The organism is Pseudanabaena sp. CCNP1317 (assembly GCF_034931345.1).
GTDB classification, from domain to species: Bacteria; Cyanobacteriota; Cyanobacteriia; order Pseudanabaenales; family Pseudanabaenaceae; genus Pseudanabaena; species Pseudanabaena galeata.
The window spans coordinates 42,728-67,261 of sequence record NZ_JAYGIF010000057.1; the positions used below are offsets into that span (position 1 = coordinate 42,728).

Here is a 24,534-nt window from a genome sequence, read left to right on the forward strand (position 1 = left end):
CACACTTTCGTTGATTGGTATAATACCAACTAGATAGCTAGGATACTTTTGGGGTTAGCTGATGCTACAAATAGATCGTCAATATCTACCCACCAGCGATGAATTACCAGATTCTGACGATACACCTGTGGATAAAGAAGACCAGAATTTTGTACCGAATTTACTATTATTCTTGTTGGAATATATTTGGAAAAATCGTGACGATTGGTACTTTGGTGTGGATATGGGTATCTATCACACTACTGGCGTGAGTCCAAGAGTTCCTGTAATTCCCGATGGATTTTTGAGCTTGGGTGTAGAGCGTCGAAAAAATGGTGGATCTCGCAGCAGTTATGTGATGTGGGAAGAAGAAGATACCGCACCGATCTTGACCTTAGAAGTTGTATCTCATAGCTATGGCGATGAGTATGAAAAGAAATTAGATATTTATCGCAAATTAGGTGTCAAATATTATGTGATTTATAATCCTCAATTCTGGCGGCGAGATGGACATTTGCCTTTAGAGATTTACAAATTAGTTGATGGTAGTTACCAGTTACAGATTGGTGAACCATTATGGATGCCAGAAATTGGACTAGGGATCGGACGCTGTGTATTGCCAAGCGATCGCTTTAGGCGAGAAGTTTTAAGCTGGTTTGATGAACAGGGACAGCGTTATCTTACAGGTGAAGAAAAAGCTGATATTGAGATGCATCGAGCTGATATTGAGCGCCAAAAAGCAAAATCTGAAAAACAACGGGCTGATGCCGCACAGAAACAGGTTGAGTTGTTAATGGAAAAGCTGCGATCGCTTGGTATTGATGAAAATTGATGGCAAATTATTATTGACACTTAGGAATAGGTTTAGAAAAAATGGCAAAGCGCGGCGAGGTACTTGTAGCAATTATTCCAACAAAATCTGACATGAAAATTGCTCGTGAGCAATACTGGTATCGAATTCCTATCGATCAAGTAGAACGCCTTAAACAACGCGATGTGTGGGAACCGAAATGGTTAGCCTTTTATCAACCAAAGGTTTTTGGTGATGAGGCTTTTGCTGTCAATTATTATGCTTCCATAAAGTCTATTCGTCAGGTTTTCAGATACGAGCTTTTCCCTGATGAATCACAAAATCAAAAAAGTCAGAAGCGTTATTACAAAATAGATATACAGTCTATGGAAAAACTACCGCAGCCAATCTATAGCCGTAGGCTCAGACGTATATTGTTCATTTCTACAACTTGAGAAAAGCTTATAAATGCAGTCGAAATTAACGATTTATGGGATGAAAGTCCGTTAGAAGATAAGCTTTGGGCTGAATTAAAGCGTTATTCCATAGAGGCCGAGCGCCAACAGGAAGAGAAAGTTAAGAATAAAACTTATCTCCTGGACTTTGCAATTTACTGTGAAAAAGGAAAAATAGATGCAGAGACAGATGGTGATACTTGGCACTCAGTCAGAGAACGTATAGCGGAAGATAATCTTAGGGATAACGATCTTGAGACTGTTGGTTGGCGAACTATCCGTTTCAATTCTCAACATGTCAAAGAAGAAATGACGGAATATTGCATTCCTACAATTCTAGAAAATATCAAAAATCTAGGTGGATTAAAAGATGATAAAAAAAGAATGCCCCGCAAAATTGGTTTAGATGGTTCGGAACAGTTGAGTCTATTTTAGGTGCATACTTAGGTTAGGATAGGCGATCATTATTCCGCCGATCCTAACCTAGATATCACGATATAATAACAATCAGATAGCAAGACACATTTGGGGTTAGCTGATGCTACAAATAGATCGTCAATATCTACCCACCAGCGACGAATTAACAGATTCTGACGATACAGCTGTGGATAACGAAGACTAGAATTATGCTCCTAAGTCTCAAAATTGAAAATTTTGCCCTGATCGATCGCTTAGAGCTTGAGCTATATGCAGGGCTAAATATTCTCACAGGTGAAACAGGAGCAGGTAAATCAATTGTCCTCGATGCTCTAGATGCTGCTCTTGGAGGCAAAGTATCAGCGAGAATGCTACGAACTGGAGCAGATCGCGCCAATATCGAAGCAACTTTTTCGACTAATGAGGCGATCGCCCAGTGGCTAGAGATTCAAGAAATTGATGCAATTGATGCCGAAACGCTGATTTGTAGCCGTGAAATTACAGCAAAGAGCAATCGCACCCGCATTAATGGCGTGGTTGTAAATAAGCAACAGATTCAAGAATTGCGCGATCGCCTTGTCGAGATTACAGCCCAAGGTCAGACGATTTTACTGAGTCAAGCTGCTCAACAGAGGGAATGGCTAGATAGTTTTGGCGATCAAGCTTTTAATCAGGCTTTGTTATTGCAAAGGCAAAAAGTCGCGAAACTATTTGAAGCAAAGGAGCGATCGCGTAAAGCCCTATTTGATCGTCAGCAAAATGAACGCAATCGGTTGCAGCATTTGGACATGTTGCGTTATCAGCTTAAGGAACTAGAGGCGGCGAATTTAGACGATCCCGATGAATTGGAAAATCTCGAAAGCGATCGCAATCGGCTAGCCCATAGTGTGGAATTACAAAAGCAGGGCTATGCCGTGTATGAAGCGCTCTATCAGAATGACAGTGGTAATGCTTGCGCGGATTTGTTAGGACAAGCAGAATCGATTCTTACGGAAATGGTCACGCTCGATCATGAAGCTGAGGGCATTCTCGAATTAGTTTCTAGCGCCCTTGCTCAAGTCGAAGAAGCAGGGAGACAGATCAACAATTATGCCAATCGTCTGGAATCTGACCCTGAACAATTGGAAGCGATCGAACAACGAATTAATCAAATCAAGCAAATCTGTCGTAAATATGGCACGCTTCCCGAAGCGATCGCCTATACCGAAAAGCTTCAACTTGAACTTGCTGAACTCACCGATCAAAGTATTTCTATTGAAGATCTGGAACGTAAAGCGGCGGCTGATTTGCAATCCTTACTGAAAGCTTGTAAAAAATTGACAGAATTACGTCGGCAAACGGCGATCGCTCTCGAACAAGTGCAAATCGATGCTTTGAAAATGCTAGCGATGGAAAAAGTTCGATTTCAGGTCGGGATTTATCCGAGTGAACCCAACGCATTAGGCGGCGATCGCATAGTCTTTGAGTTCAGCCCCAATCTTGGTGAGCCTCTACAACCTCTTGCAGAAACAGCTTCAGGAGGAGAAATGAGTCGATTTTTATTAGCGCTGAAAACCTGTTTTGTGAAGCAGAAAACCCAAGAATCTCAAACAGCATCTACAGAATTTAATCATGCGAATGTCGGCACAATGGTATTTGATGAAATTGATGCAGGAGTATCAGGTCGCGTCGCCCAAGCGATCGCGACGCAACTCTGGCAACTGAGCCGCAGTTCTCAAGTCCTTTGCGTGACTCACCAGCCATTAATCGCCGCGATCGCTGATCGGCATTTCCATGTCAGCAAACAGGTAATCGGCGATCGGACTCAAGTACAAATTCGTCTATTAGAATTGGAAGAACGGAAACAGGAGCTAGCGCAGATTGCTTCGGGAATGAATGTTGAGGAAGGGAAGGAAGGGAAGGAAGGAAAAAGGAAAAAGGAAAAAGGAAAAAATATTGATAAGGAGGGCGTTAGTAATACGGTGTCTCAGGCGATCGCTTTTGCTGAGTCCTTGCTGGAGCAGGCTGCTGCGATCAAAGCTAAACCCCTTACTCGGTTTGATTTCTAATTCACGAAAGTGTTGGTTCACTTTGGTGAATTTATATTAAATTAAGAAATGGCTATGCCATTTCTTATGCCCTACTGTAGATATAATTAGTACTTATGCAATATCTTCTCTTTAAAATCTCATCCCATCGCTGGCTGAATCAATTAATGATCACTCTCGCGATCGCTATTGGTGTAAATACTGCATTATTGGCTATGCCCCGTGATAGTTTAGCTCCCCTCAGTCAGGCGCTCGCGGCTGAGCCAGTCGAGCTACCTGCTGAAGCCCAGAAATTGTTTGGCACATGGCGACTAACAGAGCCAAACAATGAATCAGAGCCTCTCACTATGGTATTTACGCCTGACGGCAAGCTTTATCTGATTCATCCGACTAGAAAGATCGGAGTTGCATCTGAATATCAAATTAATTCTTTGGATGGACAGACATATCTAGATGTTTTTCAGGGTAGTTTTGGTTCCCGAACAACTTTTTCGTTTAACTCGAAAGGGCAACTAATTATCCAGCAATTAATTGTACCTGCGGCAATGCAGTATGCAAGCTCTTTAGGTAATTTACCTAATATTGTCGGTACTGTGCTGATGCCGAATATGTTTCGACTAACTCGCATTTCTACTGACTCCAAACTTGATGCAAACATCGAATTCCCAAGTTCAGTTTCTCCCGCATCGCTTGCAATGCAAAGGGAAGGCGAGACATATATTGGAGCTATAAATCGAGGTCATCAAGCGTTCTTTTTAGAAAAAGAGTACTTTACTAACAAACTGAAGGATCTAGGTTTAGGAATCGGGTCTGAATCCGAAAACTACAAATATCAAATTGTGGTTTTGGATAACAAAAAAGCCGTGCAAACAACGGCTTTGGCTAAAGTAGATAATTTAAAATCCTATACTGGCTTAGTTTACATCACAAAGTCATCTGAAATGAATGAGGATATTTCTCTCTCCCTCATCTGTGAAAGTCTAAAGCCAACCCGTAGAATGCCTCCCAAATTTAAACTATCTTCTGACCCAACTTGTCCTGAAGGATATATCAATCTTTCACGACAGTAATCAAGTCAGCAATCAAGTCAGCAATCAAGTCATTGCTTAGCAATGACTTGATTATCCATTATTAAAATCTAAGAGCTATTAAGAGAATGCCAAAAAAAGTTTTTATTACAGGTGCGAGTGGTTGTGTTGGACATTATTTGATTGAAGAACTCTTAGCAAAAACTGACTATGAGCTATATCTGCTAGTACGCGATCGCCGCAAATTACAAATCAGCCTCAGCGATCGCCCGAATGTACATGTAATCGAAGATTCAATGCAGAATATCGGTAATCATAAAGACTTGCTGCGGACAATGGAATTTGTGGTGAGTACAGCCGCAGGTTGGGGTGGGGAAGAAGCCTTTATCGTTAATCGCGATAAAACCATTGAACTGTTTTCAATGCTCGATCCACAGGTATGCGAACGGGCGATCTATTTCTCCACCGCTAGCATTCTCGATTCTCATAATCAAATTATTCACGAAGCAGGGGAAATTGGCACAGCTTACATCGCTTCCAAACACTCTTGTCTAGAGACTCTAGAAAATTCAATTATTCGCGATCGCCTAATTACTGTTTTTCCTACTCTTGTTTTTGGTGGTGCTGCGGATAAGCCCTATTCCCATCTTTCCAAGGGACTCAAAGACATTCTCAAATATGTACCCTATGCGAGATTTTTAAAAACAGACGGTAGTTTCCATTTTGTCCATGCGATCGATATCGCTCAAATCGTTACACATTTGCTCACGGCTACCTCAGTACCCACATCCCCCGCCCGTCTGGTTTTAGGAATGCAGCGTTTAACTGTACAGGATTTAATTACACAATTCTGCGAACATTTGAACTTAAAAGTGGGCTGGCAGTTTGAATTAACTCCGTGGCTAGTGGATACGGTGATCAAACTATTCCGCATTGAAGTTGCTGAGTGGGATCGTTTCTGCATTGCCCAGCGTCACTTCACCTATGATGTTGTTTCTCCCGAAACTTTCGGTCTAGTTTCTAAGTATCCCCGTCTAGCAAATTTACTTAAAGAGGTTAAATAACTGATGTTACGTGGAACGCAGATGATGAATCTTCTACTGCTAGCGTGACAGGGCAAGCACGGGGGCATTGCCCCTACCTGTACAATTTTAGAAACTGTAGGGGCTGTGCCCCCGTGCCAGCCCCCAACCTTGATGATCGCAGGAATTCCCCCTACCTGTACAATTTTAGAAACTGTAGGGGCTGTGCCCCCGTGCCAGCCCCCAACCTTGATGATCGCAGGAATTCCTTCCACGTAACACCAGTAAATAAAAAAGCTTCCCAAAAGGAAGCTTTTTTATTTAGCCGAGTCGCTTAGAGCGATTGGCTCGCAAATCTTGCTTTTGTTTTCTGGCTTGGGCGCGGCGATCGCTAGGTGTTGGCAGTCCGACAGGAGGCTCAACAATGTTGACCTCATTAATGAAAACCAATCTGGCATCAACGGGTTGATTGAGCGTGTCGGTAATTTTTACGGCTTCAAAATCAGCATCGATCGCTGCAAATTCTGTCTCATTTAACCAAGCATGATATTTCTTGCGGAATTTGGGTTGTTGCTTCAGTTCCTGTTGCAACTGTTCGAGAGAACCTTCTGTCCATTGGTAGTAGAGATTTTTGCTGCGGATCTGGGTTTTGGATTCGGAAGTCTGTTGAGCGAGGGGATTATTTGCCCAAGGAATGCGGTGATCCCATGTGGCAAGTCCGCCAGCGCGATCGCTTTCGAGCAATCTCCCTAAAATTTGTAGATCAGAATGCTCTGTCACCCTTTCAGGGAAACGACAAAAGCTTTTAGTGAGATCGGTTTGCGAAGCCCGCAGGAGATTCATGATATTGCCTTGGGCATAGCCGATCGCTGTTTGGTGATCGCGCAAAGTCTCAAGTAAGCTATGCAATTCACGTTGTAAAGTATCGACACTGCCATAGTGCGCCAAGAGGCGATTGGTCAGAGGTTGCAAAATATAACGAATCTGAGTTTCGCGAATATAGTCTTCGGCGCGATGTTGAACGAGGGCATAGCTCATCAAGAATTCAGGACTACGCTCGATCGCCGCGTTGTAAGCCATATCGATCAAGCGATCGGTCATATATTCCATTACCACAGGCTGCTGCGTGAAGCTATTGGCATTCTTCTCAATTAGAGATCGCCAGCGTAGAGAAATCACTGATTCCAAAATTTGGGATTTGGAAACCATTGGCACGATGTCTTGACGTAGATTGTCGGTGGTGATGGGTTCGCGCTCGATCGCTAGCCAATACATGACCTGTTGCTCGCGTTCTGAAAGGCGACCATATTGTTGATCGAGGAGATAACGAATATCGCCAAACACATTGGCATCTTGATCGAGAAATTCTTGGATGTCACCATCGAACATGCTGTTAATCGAACGTGATACCACTGTCAGGGCAAGAGGATTTCCACAGTAGAAATCGATCAATTTACGAGTTGCAGGGGCGATCGCCAATTCTGGCTGAAACATTTGCCGCGCTTCTTCCTTTAGCCCTGTTAATTGCAGAGAACGTACCATGAGATCGCTGCTATCGGGAGGCAATACATCATGGGGTTTTTCGCGACTAGTCAAAATCAAGCAACTTTGATGACGTACTTCACCAACTTGACGGAATAATTCGCCATAGCCTTCATAACCTTCACTATATTGTCCTGTGGTTTCGCCACTGCGTAGGATTGATTCCACATTGTCCAACACGATCAAGCAGCGTGATTGCTTCAAGGCAGGAATGAACATACCCAAGAGACTGTTTAAATCTTGGGGCAAAGTAGCGATCGCTTGGTTGGTCAAAAAGCTGACCAATTCGGCAAGCATTGTTTCTACAGTGGGCGCATTGCGTAGGGATTTCCAAGCAATTAATGTAAATTCTGACTGCACCTGTTCAGCAAGCTTTGTGGCAAAAGCGGTTTTACCAATACCACCCATACCGAATACCCCTAAAAGTCGGCAGCGATCGTCAATCACCCAACTTTTGACCCTGCTAAGTTCTTCGGTACGACCATAAAAAATTGAAGTATCAATCGCATTGCCCCAGTCACAGCGCTTGGTATTTAGTTCGGTAGCAATCGACTCAGGATTGTGAGGATTGACGAGACTCAAAGGGTTGTGAGGATTGTGAGCGCTCGTCTGATTTGACTCCTGTTGAGTTGCCTTAACCTGAAAATTCTTGGCTTGAGTCCGCACTACGACTTGAAGATTGTGCTTAGTCACCCGTTCTCCCAAGCCATCGGACAAGATTTTCCACAGACGATAACCCACGTCACGAATATAAGAAGAATCGTATCCGCAAGTCTCCGCAATCTCAGCATAAGTCTTGCCATCCCATGTTTGGCGAAATACTTGCTCCTGAATATTACTCAAGCGCTTGTGCTGTAGGGCTGTATCAACAATTGCGATCGCGTCTTCAATAGTCATCGTAGTCATGGTCGTAACTCCTCTCAATTTAATGTCTCGGTATCGGATTAGTAATGCAAAAGTTGGATTAACTTTAGAATTCAAACTTTAGAATTCAAATAAATGTTTTACATTTGTTTGAATTTGTCTTGCGATCTACTTGTGATCTAAATTTATCTAGCAATTTAATGAGCCACATTTTTATAATGACTAATTACAGCAATTGCAGATAATTAAATCAACATATTCTTGTTTTTTCACGTTAGATAAATAACATATATTTTTGTATTTGCAATGGATTTATCCAGCTTTTTCCTAAATCCTGATTTAGTCTGACATTGGCTTGGATATGCACCAATTTTTTCTTGTCTTTTCTGATATATCTACATAAATAGAGCCTTGTAGGTATTGGCTAATCCATACTCGCAGACAAATTTATCTTAAAATCTTGTTTTTACAAACAAAATATTTAAAGATCTTGTTTTGACTTTTTACAACATACTAGCGACTTGATTGGCGACTTTTAAATGAAAATTATTTTTTCAGGCTAATACAAATACAACTTCTAAACTACTTATTAAGTAGTGAACTATTTTTGTATTAGATAAATACAAAGAATTCAGAATCTTACTAATTAGTATTCTGGGCTTTATTCATGTATTTACTGACAAAAAATACTATTTTTTCTGGTGTGCAAATTGAAATTTGAACTGTATTGTGTTTGTCAACAAGGGCTATTGCAGTTGATTTATACAACTTCAATCAACCTGTGACCGCTAAACTCACTTATCCTCACATAAAGAATATTTAACTCTTGTATCACTGGTAAGTGCATATAGCAATAGGGAAATAATGTTTTCCGACAAAAAACGACTTTTCCTCATATAACCTCACAAACAGAGGCCTTGAAACATGAGCGCACCCCATCATTTGCCCCAACGTCACCTTAGATTAATACCGAGTCACCCAAGCGAAAGATCGCCCCTAAGATCACAGTTTGCGATTCGACCCAGTATTGCCGATCGCTTTTCGCAGCTACTGCATGAAATCGAAGCGTTTTTACTGGCTTGTACCTATGAGGAAATGTGTAGCTTTTGGAATGCGATCGCCAATTTGCGCCAATACTTGCAAAAAAACTCTAATTCATCGGAAATGCCGCAGTTCCTCAATGGTAGAAGGCAACAGCGAGATTTTTGCCGCATTTTAGAGGTGCTAGCAGATTTGCCCTACCCCCAGATGCACCTATCTAAGCATTTGGCTGAAAGAGCCGATCGCTGCACGCATCATGTTTATCCTCACTTAGTAACACAGCGATAAGGGAGGACATATGCAAAGTGATGCTTTCCCCACGCCGCCCATCTATACCCATCATTTTCAGCCTCGGTTGGTGCAGCAGCCTGAAGATGATCTACAGCAAAACTGCGATCGCCCTCTAAATCATTTACTAGATGAGATTGAGCTATTGATGACGGACTGTTCGATTGACGAGTCTCAATCCTTTTGGTCAGCCACCGATCGCATCAAGATCAAGCATCGCGTCATTGAGTCAATGCAGATGATCGAGAGCTTGTTTCTGGACTTAGCTAAAGTCTCAACTCAAGACCCAGAAATAATCTCTGCTGTTTCTGAAAGCCTTCTCTACACAGGCAATTCGCAGGCTACTAATCAAGCTGGGCTTGATATACCGAATTTCCTCAAGCAAAAAGCCTGTTAAATTCTTTAGATATTTAGTTTTTTATCATAGTTAACTCATTTACAACCAAGGTTAAAACCATGAAGTTTTTACTGTCTGTTCTTTCCGTTTCCGCTTTGTTAATGCCATTTATTTCCAGTGCATCAGCCTACTCCCAAGACCCGCGCAGTTGCAATGACCCCAGAACTCAATATCCGTCAAATCCCCCTTGTCAAAAACCACAAAATTTACTTAACGTTTATTAAGTAGCTAGGCATAAGTAAACTAAAAACCTAGAAAGCTGTCCCGCCTGCGTAGCGGGCGGGACAGCTTCTGGTTTTAGGTTGTAATTATGGTGAGCTACTTACAACAAGATCAACTATTAATTTAGATAAAACAGAACAGTTATGAGAAGAAAGCAGTTTCTTCAATTTGGGGCTGGGGCGATCGCATTATTTACGTTGGATCGTCTCGGTCAAAATTCTGTTCAAGCCCAAAATGCTTTAGTAAATACCCAAGCATCTAGTCGCGAAAAATTATGTTCCCGTGTCCTCACGGGTAGCATGGATCGGATCATGGGCGATGGTAGTACCTCCGAAGTTCAACTTTTACGACTTCTAAGGCTCAATAAAGCGCCTTTAAATCTCTATGGTGACTTACCCGCAATCTATCGTGAAGAAGCCGCGATCGAGGGCGTTAACTATGACATCGCATTTTGTCAGATGTGTTTAGAAACTGGGTTCCTCCAATTTGGTGGGGATGTTAAACCTGAACAAAATAATTTTGCTGGTATAGGGGCGATCGGTAATGGCGTTAGAGGTGATAGCTTTAGCGATCGGCGCATCGGGGTCAGGGCGCAGATCCAACATCTCAAAGCCTATGCCACCACCAAACCCTTGGTACAGCCGCTAGTTGATCCAAGGTTTAGTCTTGTCAAACGTGGTACTGCGCCATTGCTAAGTCAGCTTTCAGGACGTTGGGCGGAAGATACCAATTACGATAAAAAAATTATGGCTATTCTTCGTCGTCTCTATGATTTGTCTGGATTCTTCACATAAAAAAACGTGAGTTCGATATAGCCATTTGCGGCGTGCGAAGCACGCCGCAAATGGCGAAAAATGGTAAGAATCGCTTAGCAATTCTTACCATTTTTCGCTTTCGTCGAACTGACGTTAAAAAAGGTCAGCGCTAGCGCTGACCTTTTTTATTGGATATTACAGCGCAAAGCACTGTAATATCGAAAGCAAAAGCAAGGCACAGATATCTCAGTATGTAGCGGTGGACAACTGCGCCTTACGACCTGCTTCATTTTCATGGGGGAGCATGAATAATGAAGCATTTTTAAAATATGCAAAGAAAAGGCGATCGCTCAATTCGATCTTCAAATATTTGATTGTGCAATCTGATGCGCCTATTCCCTGACATACGAAATTTTTAGACAAAACATGAGCTTAAGAATATAGTCGCTAAAGACTACTTCCAAGCAGGTACTTGTTAAATTGGTTAAATTTTTTACCTATTCCCATAGTCACAATAGCATAGAGCGCTTTGCTATGAGTGAAAATCCAGAAAAATTTTGAAAAGTGCTATAAAGCTGTGACAGACAAAATTTTTTGGTTGGGTTTTGAGCGCAAAGCGCTGTAATACCCAAAAAACAAGTAGCGCCGCCACTCATCTTTTGGGTTTTGATTTGTCCTATCTATTGCATTGCTATAGCTACTTACTAGCTAGGATACTTCTCAAACTAGCTCTAAGCTAATCGCTTACAACGATAGCCATTTTGAAAGTTTAGGTTGGCAATACAAGGACTGATTCTTACAGTATGTAAGCGATTCTCTGTTGTAAGCAATCACAGATTCGGGATTGATCGGAGCTATGTACTTCAAATTTGCTTTGACGTAGCATTCTCCTAATTGCTCAAAACTTGCAGGTTTGACTGGATAGGCTAATTCATTCTGGGACCCTTGAACACGCAGCCAAGGAGAACCTTCGCTATCTAAAACGATCGCATCAGTGGCAGCATCAGGAGGCTCTGGGCGACCTAAATTTACAGGTTCCTTAAAAACCGCAGTAATGATCGCTCCTCTGAGGATTTGCGACCTAATCTGTCCATTCGGTGTATAGCGACAATTTAAGGCATAGTCTTCTGCACCAGATCCTGCTGACTGCACGACTAACCATTTATTAATCGTATAGAAACCTCGATTACCACGTTGAAAAGCCGTGCTAAAGTCGCCATTGGGCTTAGGGCTAGGGACTTCGGCAACTTGAGCGATCGCAGGATGAGCCAAAAATATAGAGCTAAGAGAGCTACCAATCATCGACAAGAGAAAGAGTTTACACGAATTTAATCTCATGTTTTTATCCTGTTTAGCGTTTACACCAGTTCATAAAAGTGTGAAGACACTTTTATGAACTAAAAAACAAACTTTCTTCCCAAGAATTAGCGGCGCGAAGCGCCGCTAATTCTTGGGTTTTGTAGTCATATTATGTTTTGAACTAAGACGAGCATCGATAGAGCGTAGCCATACGCTCTAAGTTTTTGTTGGAATCGCGTAGTAAAAATGGCAGATGACCAACGGGCGGAGACTTGAAATTAGGTTGACGACCTTCGATATATTCCCAACGCGCAGTTTGGCGATCGTAGGCTGTATCGATCGCAAGTTCACCCGTCGGACTCAGCCAACCAATATTTTCGTATGTTTTACGAATATCTTTAGCAAAATCTTCGTAAATCTTTTTCTGAGCCGTTAATCCCTGTTTGCCATTACTTGCCTGTGTCCATAGTTGATCGACTAAAACCAAATCCGCGCAACTAATCCGATTAAATTCATCGGGGTGAAATGTCCCATCACGATCAGATTGACTGCCAGCAGCCTTAAGAAGCAATAGATAGGTTTCGAGATCGGCAGCTTTCCAGTTTTTTGCTTGGAGATAGCTGCTTAGTTGAGCATAGCTAATTTTGCGATCGGGCATAGGTATGGGTGAAGGCGGAACTACAACAGATGGTGAGGGAGCGATCGTCGGTGCAGAGGTAGGTGTGGAGATAGAAAGACTAGGGGTGTTACTCGGCAGGATATTGCTTTTAAAAGGATTCCATCCTGTAATTAACAAATAAGTCCCGCCAGCTAATGCTAATAAAGCGATCGCTGATGGTAATAACCAAGTATTTGGCTTAACCTCATCCCTATCATCAGTAATTCTGGGAGAAGCAGTACTTAATTTTGGCAGTCTCGCCATATCCCTTAAGACTTCATCAACTGTCTGATAGCGATCGCGAGGATTGCATCGGGTCATCCGATCTAAAACTGCGGCAAATTCACGACTGACTTTGGCATAGCTCCGCCAGTTAATCTCATAATCGCGATCTCTTGGAAATTGACTAGGATGTTTACCTGTGAGAGCTTGTAGAGCCACCATTCCCAAAGAATAGATATCACTACAGGATACCGATTGACCCCGCTCTTGTTCGTAGGACATATATCCAGGTGTGCCAATGGGTAAGGTTACCCTTGCTTTGTGGTGGGCGCTAGCAACTTCCATTTGTACTTGTTTGACAGTACCAAAATCAATCAACACTAGCTTGCCATCACTGTGCCGACGGATTAAGTTGCTAGGTTTAATATCTCGATGAATGACATTGTATTTATGGACAAATTGCAATATTTCTAAAACTTCTTTAACAATTTGGGCAACCCGCGCCTCAGCCATTTGACTACCTGGGGACATTTCCTTACTGAGTGGATGTCCTGCAATAAATTCTTGAACGAGATAGAATTCTTTATTCTCTTGGAAATATGCGTAAAGTTGGGGAATGAGATCATGCTTTCCCAATTCTTGTAATGTTTCAGCTTCAGCTTTAAATAGTTCTAGCGCCTTTTGAGTAAAAACAGGATCGTCAATGGTGGGATTAAGGTGTTTGACGACGCATTGGGGATTTTTGGGCAAGCGCGTATCTTCCGCAAGGTAAGTTTGCGAGAAACCTCCTTCAGCGAGTTCTTTGACAATGCGATAGCGGCGATCAAGTAGCTTGCCTAACATATTGGCATTATAACTGATGTTACGTAGAACTCAGATGATGAACCTCTTGCTGCTAGCATAACAGGGCAACCACGGGGGGATTGCCCCTACCTGTAAATTTTAGATCTCGTAGGGGCTGCGCCACAGGGCAAGCCCTAGACTTATGCCATCGCAAAAATTCCTTTCACGTAACACCAGTTATAAGTTAGAGGGTCTTTAAAACACGTTCACTATTTTAACGTCAGTTCGCCGAAAGCGAAAAATGGGAAGAATCGCTTAGCGATTCTTCCCATTTTTCGCCATTTGCGACGTGCGAAACACGATTTAAACCCAAGAGAGAATAGGCAGCGCGAAGTGCTGCCATTCTCTCTTGGGTTTTAGAGTCTTAAGATTTTGCGAAAGCTTCTAGTGATAGATTTAGTTCATGGTAACCAAACTAAGAAGCCAAGTTCTTGGCTAAAAGCTCAAGTCCTGCTGAAGCAGACTCAAGGATATTTTTTAAGCTTTATAAATAACCCATTACAAAGGGTTTGAGTTTTTAGCTATGCCAACAATTCCAGACTATCAGCGTGTAGTCTTCACTACAGGAGTAGACGAGCATGGCATCACTTCATCAACCGCTATGGGCTTTGTCCTTTGAAGAGGTATACCAATCTTTAGGTACTACTGCCAATGGACTATCCCAAAACGAAGCCCAACAGAGACTAGAAAAATTTGGTGCAAACGAATTACCTGAACCTGCCCATCGTCCATTGTGGCTAAGGTTTGCTGATCAATTAACGCATTTTATGGCGCTGTTGCTATGGGTAGCAGGAATTCTTGCTTTTATTTCGCGTACCCCTGAATTGGGCTGGGCAGTCTGGGCGGTAATTTGGATTAACGCGATATTCAGCTTTTGGCAAGAGTTTCAAGCAGAGAAAGCACTATCAGCATTGAAGAAAGTCTTGCCGATGCAGGTGAAAGTTTATCGAGATGGAGAATTAAAGCAAATTCCTGCAAGAGAACTGGTGCGCGGCGATGTCATGCAATTGGAAGAAGGCGATCGCATTTCCGCAGATGCCAGATTAATCTCTGCCGAAAGTTTATATCTGGATGTCTCCGTGATGACAGGCGAATCCTTGCCTGTGGCTCGAAGTCCTTATCCTGTGAGACTGCGTGAAGCCGTTTCCATTCGTGGCGGTAAAACCATGCTGCGTCAAGGCGAACAACCCATGCAAGAAAAGGTAAATCCATCGGAAATCGCCAATCTTGTTTTAGCAGGTTCGACCATAGCCGCAGGTCGGGCTGTGGCAGTAGTCTATGCGACGGGTTCCGAAACTGAGTTTGGACAGGTGGCGCATTTAACTACGGTCGTAAAGCGCGAACCCAGTACGCTAGAAATCCAAGTGGCAAGGATTGTAAGGCTGATTACGGCGATCGCCCTCGGTATGGGAGCAACTGTATTTGCGCTTAGCTACTTGTTGATTGGGATGAATGTGACTGAGAGCTTTATTTTTGCGATCGGGATTATCGTCGCTAATGTCCCTGAAGGTTTATTGCCGACGGTAACCCTTGCTTTAGCCCTTGGCGTAAAGAGAATGGCGCGACGTAATGCGCTTGTGCGGCGGCTTTCGGCTGTTGAGACTCTGAGTGCGACTACGGTAATTTGCACTGATAAGACTGGCACATTAACTAAAAATGAAATGACCGTGCGCTACCTCTGGCTACCTACAGAACCAACGCAAGCTGACAATCCAAATCCCAAGCCTGATGATGCTAATGATGTACTGACTAACAGGCTAATTGAAGTTACAGGTGCTGGTTACGATCCTAGCAATGGCAAGGTAAATATTCCTCCTGATTCAGAAACTGCTTGGAAAGCCAAGGTTTTACTAATTGGTTCGGCGCTTTGCTCTAATGCCCGTCTGGTTCATCTCAATGCGCCGAGTCGTTGGCAAGAAATTGGTGATCCCACCGAGGCGGCTCTCTTAGTCGCGGCAGGAAAAGCAGAACTAAATTTAGAAGAGTTACAAAAGCAATATCCCCGCTTGCGAGAACTTCCCTTTGATTCGCGTCGCTTAATGATGACCGTGGTTTTGCATTGGCAAGATTCAGAACTATGGTCAAGTCCATCTCCTAATCTTGCTTTCACCAAAGGCGCACCCTTAGAAGTTCTCAAACATTGTCATTGGATTTTACGCGATGGCAAATCTCAGGAGTTGACCCATGACTATTGGGATGAAGTTGTCCGAGCCAATGATGACTTAGCAAGACAAGGATTTCGGGTGTTAGGTTTAGCGGCACGTCAGGGAGGACAGGAACTGCTCGATCTCAAGGCTCAGGATTTAGAGCAAGATCTGGTCTTCATCGGATTAGTTGCCATGTTCGATCCACCGCGTGACGAAGTACCGAAGGCGATCGCCCAATGTCATCAAGCGGGGATCAAAGTCACAATGGTGACGGGTGATTATGGACTGACCGCCGAAGCGATCGCTCGTCAGATCGGACTAGTCAGCGAAAAAGTGCGGGTGGTAACGGGTGAAGGTATGGGACATCTCTCGGACGCACAACTAAAACAGGTGGTGAAATATCGCTTTGGTTTGGTATTTGCGCGGATGTCGCCTGAGCATAAATTGCGATTGGTACAAGCGTACAAAGATATTGGTGAAATCGTGGCGGTGACAGGGGATGGGGTGAATGATGCTCCCGCCTTACGAGCCGCAAATATTGGCATTGCGATGGGACAAAATGGTACGGATGTGGCGCGGGAAGCGGCGGATATTGTATTAACCGATGATAACTTTGCGACGATTGTGGTGGCGATCGAGCAGGGTCGGGCAATTTATCAGAATATTCGCAAGTTCATGACCTATATACTTGCCTCAAATGTGCCACAAATCGTGCCATTTCTAGGAATGGTTGCCTTTAAGATTCCGCCTGCGCTGACGATTTTACAAATTCTGGCGGTGGATTTAGGTACGGACATGGTTCCTGCCCTCGCGTTGGGAGCAGAAACGCCCGAAGCAGGAATTATGGATCGTCCACCCCGTCCTAAACAGGAATTTCTGCTCAATGTTCCCTTACTAATTCGCGCCTATCTATTTCTAGGAGTAATTGAGGCAGTTCTCTCAATGTTGGGATTCTTTATTGTCTGGTGGAGCTATGGCTACTCGCTAGCAGATTTGCAACAAGTGACTCCGATGATTCTCAATCATACTGCCGATCCCACGGTGACAGGTATCTATCGCCAAGCGACAACTATGACCTTAGCGGCGATCGTCGCTTGTCAAGTGGGCAATTTATTCGCCTGTCGTTCGTCTTGGGGTTCCGTATTCCGTCAGTCCTTGTCAAGTAATAGTTTGATCTGGTTAGGACTCACTGTTGAATGTATGGCTCTCTTCGCTTTTATCGACTTCCCTCCCTTTAGACAAGTATTCGGAACTGCCTCATTAACTAATTGGCATTGGTTAATTTTGTTAGCCTGTCCACCAATCTTGATTGGGTTAGAAGAGCTTCGCAAGTTGTTCCTACGTTCTAGAAGGCGGAAACATTTGCGATCGCTATGATTTGTAAAGAGTGCGATCGCCTTAATCTAATTGACAAGTTGATCGCCACAGACATTACTTTTGACCACAAATTTTGAGGATTTCTACCTTTTAGAATAAGATTTCGGTTTATAGTTATTTTTAGTATTTATTCTTGGAGCTTTTGCGGTGAGCGAGTCCTTAGTTGAAGTTACTTTTGCGCTAGATGATCCCAGTTTAGATGACCACGAACGCCAAGAGTTTACTAAGAAATTATTGAAACAACTCCGAGAACAGGGTGATGCAGAGAGCCTAGAACGCACTGATGATCTTGGCTCTGAAGTTGGTAGTAAAGGCGGTATTGATAAACTGGTTGGAGCATTGACGGCTGAGGTTAAGTTCGACAAAGTAATCAGCTTTTTTGGTTTTGTTGGTGAGAAATTTGCGGAAAAGCCGATTGAGGTGCATGTGAAAATTGGCGATCGCGAAGTGACGATTAAAGGCACTGGCGAAAAGGCGATCGCTCAAGCAAAACAGGCGGCTATTGATATACAATCGGCTCTGCGTGGGGATGTTGCTAATGGCTAAGAAGGCTCTACTGATAGGCGTAAGTCAGTATGAGGCGGGTTTGCCACCCCTTGCGGCTGCACCAAAGGATGTAGCGGCGATGTTGCGCGTGCTGCAAAGTCCTGAGCTTGGGGCTTTTGATGAGGTCAAGACGCTAATCGATCCTGATTTGGAGGCAATGCAAACGGCGATTGATCGCTTATTTCAAAGTTGTCAAAAAGGTGATTTGGGGTTGCTCTATTTTTCGGGGCATGGGATTACGGATGATAGCGATCGCCTATATTTGGCAACACGCCGCACGGGTAAGGACACGTTTCGCTCTACGGCGGTATCGGCGAGTTTTATTCAGGGGATCATGCGCGATCGCGGCTATCAACGTCAGCATGTTTTGATTTTGGACTGTTGCTATAGTGGGGCGTTTGCGGAGGGTTGGCTGGCGAAGAGTGCGGATATTAATTTGAAGCCACAACTTGAGGTGGAGGGGAGTGTGGTGTTGACTTCTTCGACTTCGACGCAAAAATCCTATGAGGATAAGGAGGGGGAACTGTCGCTCTATACGAACTACATCGTGCAGGGGATTGAGTCGGGGGCGGCGGAGTCTGATGGTGATGGGATGATCTCGGCGGATGAGTTACATGAGTATGCTAAGCGGCATGTGCAGTCGGCTAAGCCTGCGATGAAGCCTGAGATTTATGGGATTAGGCAGGGAATTAAGATTCGTCTTGCTAGGGCAAGGGTTGATGCGAAGTTGGAGTATCGCCGTTTGGTGGAGAGATATGCTGAGAATGGCGAGATCTCTTTTGTGGGTCAGGATATTTTGGAGGTGCAGCGCGAGAGGTGGGGTTTGTCAGATGAGGTGGCTATTGCGATCGAGAATGAGGTCTTAGAGCCAGATCGTAAGCGACTAAAAAATCTTGCTCGCTATCAAAAAAGTCTTGAAAGAGTAGTTAAGCAAGGCTTGCCACTGTCTAACAAAATACTTGGACAGCTTAAAGATTTGCAAGATATCTTGGGCTTGAGAGATGAAGACGTTATTTCTATTCACCAACGATTTATCACTGTTGCTGTAGAACCATCTCCGCAAACGCCAGCAGTTGCTAAGTCATTTGTAGTTAAAGACGAACCTGTAATAGTTACCCCAAAACAGCCAGATCCTATCCTTAAGTTTGAAATTGGCAATGGCATCAATCTAGAGATGGTCTATATCCCTAGCGGCAAGTTTATGATGGGTTCGCCGCCTGAAGAAAATGGCTATGAAGATGAGCGTCCGCAGATTAAGGATGTGAATGTTGCGGCTTTTTATATGGGGAAGTACGAAGTCACACAAGCCCAGTGGCAAGCAATTATGGGGAATAATCCTGCTAAATTCAAAAACAACTTACAAAATCCTGTGGAATCAGTTTCTTGGGATGATGCCCAAGAGTTTTGTAAGAAGCTATCACAGAAGACGGAACGAGAGTTTAGATTGCCTAGCGAGGCAGAATGGGAATATGCCTGTCGCGCAGGAACAACTACTCGATATTATTTTGGAGAGGACGAAAAAGAACTAGGAGGATATGGGTGGTTTGGTAACAACAGTGGGAAGCAGCCTTTAGACACAGATCGCATATGGCAGGAAGTCCAACAGGACGCGACAAAATATCTAGAAGTACTAAGTAAGAATGAATGCCAAACTCATCCAGTTGGGCAGAAAAAGCCAAACGCTTGGGGGTTATATGATATGCACGGCAATGTCTGGGAATGGTGTCAGGACAGTTACGAAAAATATGGCGGTGAAAGCGACCTGATTCGGAAAACTGGTAAAGCTATCGTAAAAGAGAATGATAATCGTTCTCGCCTGCTTCGCGGTGGTTCGTGGAACACCTCTGCTCAGGGTTGTCGGTCTGCGTATCGCTACTACTTCTATGCGCGTGTTCAGCGCAGCAACGTCGGTTTTCGGGTTGTGTGCGTTTTGCGGTGAGGACTCCCTTCTCTGTTCTTTTGCCTCAGCCCTTTGCACTTCTTCTCTTTCTTAGCCCTTCTTTATCCCCCCATTCGCCTGTCAAGGAAAAAGGAAAAAGGAAAAAGGAAAAATTTTATTTGTATATCTTTTTCCATTTTAAATTTTCCTTTTTCCTTGAGAGCGTGTTTGAGAAGTTAATGCATATAAGTTTTTCGGCTTAAGCCAATTTTTCTGCCCCCTAAATCCCCCAATTCTGGGGGACTTTAATCTGGTTCCCCCCAGAATTGGGGGGCTAGGGGGGCTAAAGCAAAACTTCTCAAACACGCGCTGAAACGCATTCCCAAATCGAGAGGATCTGAGAATTCATAAATTCCTGCAAGAATGCTGTATTTCTTCCACATTTAGTGTTTGTGACAAAATAGGCGATCGCTGTTTAATTTGAGGTGAGTTGCGATCGTTGTTTGTAGAAGGGGCAATCGCTGTTTTGTGTGTTAGTGGGCGATTTTTTGACTTGATAAAATATCGCACTATAATCTAACTAATATTTCTCCTGTATTTCTATGACATTAACAGAGATCTTGCCATCACTACAAAAGCTATCCCATTTTGAAAAAGTTAAAGCCATCCAGTTTTTAGCCACAGAACTAACTAAAGACGAACACCCCTCAGATCTTCTCGAAGATGGAAAAACCTATGAAATTTGGTCGCCATACGATGCTTTTTCCGCAGAAAAAGTTTTAACTGATATGTTGCAACAACATTTGCTACAAAAAGAAGCAAAATAAAATGACATTGAAAAAACGCTTTAACTTTGTCGAAAAGTCCAACTCTGCGGGAGAAACTAGCCTTGTCCCCTATCTTCCCTTGACCTTATCATTCCAAAATACTTCCATTTCAACATCAGGCTTATTAGATACAGGAGCGAGTGTCAATGTTCTTCATTAGTTTTTGCTTGGACAAAAGCCGAGAATATACCTTTACTTTTAGGAAGAATTAACTTTTTTCAAGAATTTGATGTATGTTTCTATGGCTCTCAATTAGCTTTTGAAATAGCTCCTAAAGCTAAAAGTGTTTAGGGATAGAATTTTTAAAGCATTGGTCTGTGGTTGAGTCGCTGTTTGATTTGAGATGAGTTGAGATCGTTGGTTTGTGGAATTAGTGGGCGATCTCTTTGAACATTTAGCGTGTCTGATGGAAATAGGCGATCGTTGTTTGATTTGAGATGAGTTGCGATCGCCGTTACTGCGACTCAAAGCAAAAATGATAAGATATCAAAGTATAAACCTCAAGATACAAGCGACTTATACAGAGAAATTAGGAGTTAACTTATGCGGACAATCACCCTACAAATTGATGATAGCGTTAGCGACAAATTCCTATGGTTACTCGATCGCTTCTCTAGAGACGAAATTAAAATTTTAGACCAATCCGATTACATCAGTGATGATGAATATCTTAGAGGAATTGAAGGAATGGTTCAAAGTATCAATTCAGCCCGTACTGAACCCATTGAACAAGGCATAACTCTAGATAAGCTGGATTGGTAATGTACAAAATAATTTTCATGACGCAAGCTCAAAAGGATGCCAAAAAGCTTGCTTCCAGTGGATTGAAACCCAAAGTTCTGCAACTCATCAAAATAATTGAAGAAGACCCATTACAATATCCACCAGATTATGAATTTTTAAAAGGAGACATGAAAGGGCTAATCAGTCGCCGCATCAACAAACAGCATAGGATAGTTTACGAAATCTTTGAATCAGAAAAATTGATCAAAATCTATCGGATGTGGAGTCATTACGAATAAATATTGTGAACATTTAGCGTGTCTGAGAAAATAGGCGATCGCTTTTTGATTTGAGATGAGTTTTGATCGCTGGTTTGTGGAATTAGGGGGCGATCATTGGTTGATGGCGTGAAGTGGCGATCGCTTTTATAAAACAATCAAACATGGCAAAATAAAAACGATTGTTACAGTCATAGCTAAATATGCTAATTCCCTATGCCAACAACGCCATTGTTGATATTCGTAAATTACGGGATTACTGTCTTAATCTAGAACATGATGACGGTTAACATAAAGCCAGACTTTTTTCCTCAATCCTTGGCATGAAAGCAGAAAATGCTGAAGAATTAAGGCTGATTCTGCTAGATATTATCAAAACCCATGAAGCTAAATTAGGCAGATCTGATAGATTTGGGCAACGATATACTGTGGATTTTGAGATTACATGGCAAAATAGAAATGCAACCCTGTGGAGTGGATAGATTATTGAACATAGTTCAAATGTTCCAAAACTAACGACTTGCTACCCTTTATAGTCATTGGAGATGATAAATATGTTAACAAGTTCAGTAAAACTTCTAGATGTCGTAGCTCTAACCATCGATCTTCCCCAAGATAATTTATGGCGCGGACAGGTAGGTACAGTTGTTGAGATACTTGCCAATGGTCAAGCCTTTGAAGTCGAATTTAGCGATCGCAATGGTCGCACATACGAATCTCTAGGATTAACTCCAGAAGAATTTATGATCCTCCGTTTCGAGCCAGCATTACCTAATCCAAAACCTCAATTAGTTACAGCATGATCTGAGTTTAAATGTTTTTTCATAGCCGAGGCGATCACAGTTTGATGTGAGATGAGTTGCGATCGTTTTTTTGAGATGAAATTTGGAGCGATCACTTTGAACATTTAGTGTGTCTGATAGAAATAGGCGATCATTACAAAACAAATATTAAAAATATTCCATGTATAGAATATAATGAAGCTATGAAATGAAATATCATATTCGACCCAGACTTTAAAATCTGGTTTTACCAACAAGAACAAGGGCTTCAAGACGAAACATTTGCGGTGCTAAGTGTATTGGGAGAATTTTGACCAAAACTTGGTAGACCGCGAGTTGATACCCTTGAAGGATCTTCATTTCAGAATATGAAAGAACTTCGTATTCAATATCAAGGAGAGCCTTGACGTATTTTATTTGCCTTCGATCCTAAACGCCAAGCCGTGTTGCTGGTTGGTGGCAACAAAACAGGAAACAAACGCTGGTACAAGGAAAATATTCCGATCGCAGATAAACGGTACAGAAAATATCTGGAAATACTGAAGGAAGAAAACAAATGACCCAATATACAACCCTATCCGAAGAATTAAACAAACTTCCAAGAGAGCGTCAAGAACTTATTGAAGCAAGAGCCTCTCAAATTCATCTTGAAGAAATCACGCTTAGACATCTGCGTGAAAAGCTTGGTTTATCTCAATCAGAACTAGCCGAACGTCTTGAAGTACAACAACCAGCCATATCTAAGCTCGAACGCAGACAAAATCTAGAACTCAATACACTTCGAGCAGTAGTAAACGCTTTAGGTGGAACCATCGAAATTATCGTTAGAGTACCTAACAAAGAACCGATTCTCCTCAGTGATTATCAAGAATCGTGAAATCTGTTGCTTTTGAGAAATGTCTCAGTGATTGCAGCGATCGCTGTTTGATTTGAGATGAGGTGCGATCGTTGATTTGTGGAATGAGGGGGCGATCGCGTTTTTATTTTTTATTTGTTAAACTGCCCAATTTTCTACTTGTAGATTTGGCACTTTACCAAAATCCTTTTGATTGCGAGTTACGACTAAGCAAAGAAGACTATAAACTAGCCTTTGGGCGTGCTTAACGATGGTTTCCATATCGTTATTTAAATTAGTACTACGCCCTTTTTTTCACATCTCTCGTCTTTTCGCAACCCCTTTTTAGAATGGTGCAAGATCTCAGTTAAGTCAAAACACCATGTTTTATCCTCGACTTAGTGGCGATCGCTATATCAATCCACTTACAGACTTTGGCTTCAAGCGACTATTTTGAACAGAGCCAAATAAAAAACTATTGATTGACTTCCTTAATGTAATATTGCCACCCCAACATCGAGTCAAAGATCTCACCTACCGCAGCACCGAAAATCTTGGCAATAGCCCAAGCGATCGTAAAGCCATCTTCGATCTTTACTGCCAAAGCGAAAGAGGCGAAAAATTTATTGTCGAAATGCAGAAAGCCAAACATAACTAATTTAAAGATCGCAGCATTTATTACGCCTCTTTTCCCATCCAAGAACAAGCAGAAAAAGGAGATTGGAACTACAAGCTTATGCCTGTTTATACCATCGGCATTTTAGATTTTGTTTTTGATGAGGATAAAAATGATGATACTTTCGTACATATCGTTGAATTAAAAGATCAAGATTGTAGGGTTTTTTATGAAAAGCTGAAATTTATTTATGTGGAATTACCAAAGTTCAAGAAAACGATCAATCAATTAAATGACCATTTTGATAAGTGGCTATTTTTGCTCAAACATCTCCCTGACTTAGAAGAACCACCTTTGCCTTTGCAAGAAAATATATTTATTCAATTGTTTGAAGTCGCACAGATAACGAACTTTTCTCAAGAGGAAAGAGATACTTATGAAAACAGCTTGAAGTACTATCGAGACATGAAAGGTGTGATAGAAACCACAAGAGAAGAAGGTATGCGATCGCTTTTGCTAAAACAGCTTTCTCGCAAACTAGGAACCATACCCGATGAAATTAAAGTTCTGTTAACTCAGCTAGATCAAGAAAAATTAGATGCCTTGAGTGAGGTCTTGTTTGATTTAACGTCAGTTCGATGAAAGCGAAATCAGTTATTTAATGAGAATTGATGG

22 protein-coding genes and 4 pseudogenes are annotated in these 24,534 nt (G+C 42.4%); 21 read left to right on the forward strand and 5 right to left on the reverse strand.

From position 1 onward, the window contains the following. Nucleotides 1-61 precede the first annotated feature (61 nt). The 6 genes from VB775_RS11775 (at nucleotide 62) to VB775_RS11795 (ending at nucleotide 5,760) form a co-directional block, all read left to right on the forward strand. Complete coding sequence (locus VB775_RS11775) at nucleotides 62-811, forward strand: Uma2 family endonuclease (RefSeq protein ID WP_281008847.1); 750 nt, start codon at nucleotides 62-64, stop codon at nucleotides 809-811. A 41-nt stretch (nucleotides 812-852) separates the two neighbouring features. Continuing rightward, nucleotides 853-1,224, forward strand: a complete 372-nt coding sequence (locus tag VB775_RS11780; protein ID WP_281008846.1) for a hypothetical protein — start codon at nucleotides 853-855, stop codon at nucleotides 1,222-1,224. 24 nt (nucleotides 1,225-1,248) lie between these two features. Continuing rightward, nucleotides 1,249-1,659, forward strand: a complete 411-nt coding sequence (locus VB775_RS26450; protein WP_281009390.1) for an endonuclease domain-containing protein — start codon at nucleotides 1,249-1,251, stop codon at nucleotides 1,657-1,659. 191 nt (nucleotides 1,660-1,850) lie between these two features. After that, nucleotides 1,851-3,689: a DNA repair protein RecN gene (gene recN, locus VB775_RS11785; RefSeq protein ID WP_281008845.1), complete on the forward strand. Its 1,839-nt coding sequence runs from the start codon at nucleotides 1,851-1,853 to the stop codon at nucleotides 3,687-3,689. Between the two features lie 95 nt (nucleotides 3,690-3,784). Continuing rightward, nucleotides 3,785-4,738 carry a type IV pilin-like G/H family protein gene (locus VB775_RS11790; protein ID WP_281008844.1) on the forward strand — a complete coding sequence of 318 codons (954 nt, stop codon included), beginning with the start codon at nucleotides 3,785-3,787 and terminating at the stop codon, nucleotides 4,736-4,738. A gap of 86 nt (nucleotides 4,739-4,824) precedes the next feature. Then, nucleotides 4,825-5,760, forward strand: a complete 936-nt coding sequence (locus tag VB775_RS11795; protein WP_281008843.1) for an NAD-dependent epimerase/dehydratase family protein — start codon at nucleotides 4,825-4,827, stop codon at nucleotides 5,758-5,760. Between the two features lie 279 nt (nucleotides 5,761-6,039). On the opposite strand, the gene VB775_RS11800 is transcribed toward VB775_RS11795, so the two are convergent. After that, nucleotides 6,040-8,166 (reverse strand): NB-ARC domain-containing protein, encoded by a 2,127-nt coding sequence (locus VB775_RS11800; protein WP_281008842.1) that lies wholly within the window; start codon nucleotides 8,164-8,166, stop codon nucleotides 6,040-6,042. A gap of 882 nt (nucleotides 8,167-9,048) precedes the next feature. Here VB775_RS11800 and VB775_RS11805 point away from each other — a divergent pair. From VB775_RS11805 to VB775_RS11815, 3 genes are all read left to right on the forward strand, one after another. Then, nucleotides 9,049-9,453, forward strand: coding sequence for a hypothetical protein (locus VB775_RS11805; protein WP_281008841.1), 405 nt, complete (start codon nucleotides 9,049-9,051; stop codon nucleotides 9,451-9,453). Nucleotides 9,454-9,463: 10 nt separating this feature from the next. After that, a complete protein-coding gene (locus VB775_RS11810; protein WP_281008840.1) occupies nucleotides 9,464-9,850 on the forward strand; it encodes a hypothetical protein in 387 nt (128 codons plus the stop codon). A 365-nt stretch (nucleotides 9,851-10,215) separates the two neighbouring features. Continuing rightward, on the forward strand, nucleotides 10,216-10,866 hold the full coding sequence (locus tag VB775_RS11815; protein WP_281008839.1) for a glucosaminidase domain-containing protein: 651 nt from the start codon (nucleotides 10,216-10,218) through the stop codon (nucleotides 10,864-10,866). Nucleotides 10,867-11,073: 207 nt separating this feature from the next. Here the strand turns inward: VB775_RS11815 and VB775_RS11820 are convergent, their stop codons facing one another. From VB775_RS11820 to VB775_RS11830, 3 genes are all read right to left on the reverse strand, one after another. Next, nucleotides 11,074-11,250 (reverse strand): hypothetical protein, encoded by a 177-nt coding sequence (locus tag VB775_RS11820; RefSeq protein ID WP_323216797.1) that lies wholly within the window; start codon nucleotides 11,248-11,250, stop codon nucleotides 11,074-11,076. 321 nt (nucleotides 11,251-11,571) lie between these two features. Beyond that, the gene (locus tag VB775_RS11825) at nucleotides 11,572-12,165 is read right to left on the reverse strand and encodes a hypothetical protein (RefSeq protein WP_281008838.1); all 594 of its coding nucleotides are present in this window, start codon (nucleotides 12,163-12,165) and stop codon (nucleotides 11,572-11,574) included. Between the two features lie 142 nt (nucleotides 12,166-12,307). After that, the gene (locus VB775_RS11830) at nucleotides 12,308-13,849 is read right to left on the reverse strand and encodes a protein kinase domain-containing protein (RefSeq protein ID WP_281008837.1); all 1,542 of its coding nucleotides are present in this window, start codon (nucleotides 13,847-13,849) and stop codon (nucleotides 12,308-12,310) included. 578 nt (nucleotides 13,850-14,427) lie between these two features. Between VB775_RS11830 and VB775_RS11835 the strand changes: the two genes are divergently transcribed. From VB775_RS11835 to VB775_RS11880, 11 genes and pseudogenes are all read left to right on the forward strand, one after another. Continuing rightward, on the forward strand, nucleotides 14,428-17,373 hold the full coding sequence (locus VB775_RS11835; protein WP_281008836.1) for a cation-translocating P-type ATPase: 2,946 nt from the start codon (nucleotides 14,428-14,430) through the stop codon (nucleotides 17,371-17,373). A 147-nt stretch (nucleotides 17,374-17,520) separates the two neighbouring features. After that, nucleotides 17,521-17,919 (forward strand): hypothetical protein, encoded by a 399-nt coding sequence (locus VB775_RS11840; RefSeq protein WP_281008835.1) that lies wholly within the window; start codon nucleotides 17,521-17,523, stop codon nucleotides 17,917-17,919. Further along, a complete protein-coding gene (locus VB775_RS11845; RefSeq protein WP_281008834.1) occupies nucleotides 17,912-19,858 on the forward strand; it encodes a caspase, EACC1-associated type in 1,947 nt (648 codons plus the stop codon). The genes VB775_RS11840 and VB775_RS11845 overlap by 8 nt, the downstream gene beginning before the upstream one ends. A gap of 542 nt (nucleotides 19,859-20,400) precedes the next feature. Further along, on the forward strand, nucleotides 20,401-20,625 hold the full coding sequence (locus VB775_RS11850; protein ID WP_281008833.1) for a hypothetical protein: 225 nt from the start codon (nucleotides 20,401-20,403) through the stop codon (nucleotides 20,623-20,625). 1 nt (nucleotide 20,626) lies between these two features. After that, nucleotides 20,627-20,916, forward strand: a pseudogene (locus tag VB775_RS26455) (hypothetical protein). 252 nt (nucleotides 20,917-21,168) lie between these two features. Further along, nucleotides 21,169-21,387: a hypothetical protein gene (locus VB775_RS11860; RefSeq protein ID WP_281008831.1), complete on the forward strand. Its 219-nt coding sequence runs from the start codon at nucleotides 21,169-21,171 to the stop codon at nucleotides 21,385-21,387. Beyond that, on the forward strand, nucleotides 21,387-21,647 hold the full coding sequence (locus VB775_RS11865) for a Txe/YoeB family addiction module toxin (RefSeq protein WP_142656287.1): 261 nt from the start codon (nucleotides 21,387-21,389) through the stop codon (nucleotides 21,645-21,647). The genes VB775_RS11860 and VB775_RS11865 overlap by 1 nt, the downstream gene beginning before the upstream one ends. 182 nt (nucleotides 21,648-21,829) lie before the next feature. Next, nucleotides 21,830-22,108 (forward strand): annotated as a pseudogene (locus VB775_RS26460) (DUF6883 domain-containing protein). A gap of 72 nt (nucleotides 22,109-22,180) precedes the next feature. Continuing rightward, nucleotides 22,181-22,429: a DUF4926 domain-containing protein gene (locus tag VB775_RS11875; protein WP_142656499.1), complete on the forward strand. Its 249-nt coding sequence runs from the start codon at nucleotides 22,181-22,183 to the stop codon at nucleotides 22,427-22,429. A gap of 194 nt (nucleotides 22,430-22,623) precedes the next feature. Next, nucleotides 22,624-22,968, forward strand: a pseudogene (locus VB775_RS26465) (type II toxin-antitoxin system RelE/ParE family toxin). Continuing rightward, on the forward strand, nucleotides 22,965-23,285 hold the full coding sequence (locus tag VB775_RS11880) for a helix-turn-helix domain-containing protein (protein ID WP_190575809.1): 321 nt from the start codon (nucleotides 22,965-22,967) through the stop codon (nucleotides 23,283-23,285). The pseudogene VB775_RS26465 and the gene VB775_RS11880 overlap by 4 nt, the downstream one beginning before the upstream one ends. Nucleotides 23,286-23,402: 117 nt before the next feature. Here VB775_RS11880 and VB775_RS11885 read toward each other — a convergent pair whose 3' ends face one another. Further along, the gene (locus VB775_RS11885; RefSeq protein ID WP_281008829.1) at nucleotides 23,403-23,525 is read right to left on the reverse strand and encodes a hypothetical protein; all 123 of its coding nucleotides are present in this window, start codon (nucleotides 23,523-23,525) and stop codon (nucleotides 23,403-23,405) included. A 100-nt stretch (nucleotides 23,526-23,625) separates the two neighbouring features. Here VB775_RS11885 and VB775_RS26470 point away from each other — a divergent pair. Beyond that, nucleotides 23,626-24,501: pseudogene (locus VB775_RS26470) on the forward strand (Rpn family recombination-promoting nuclease/putative transposase). Nucleotides 24,502-24,534: the final 33 nt, after the last annotated feature.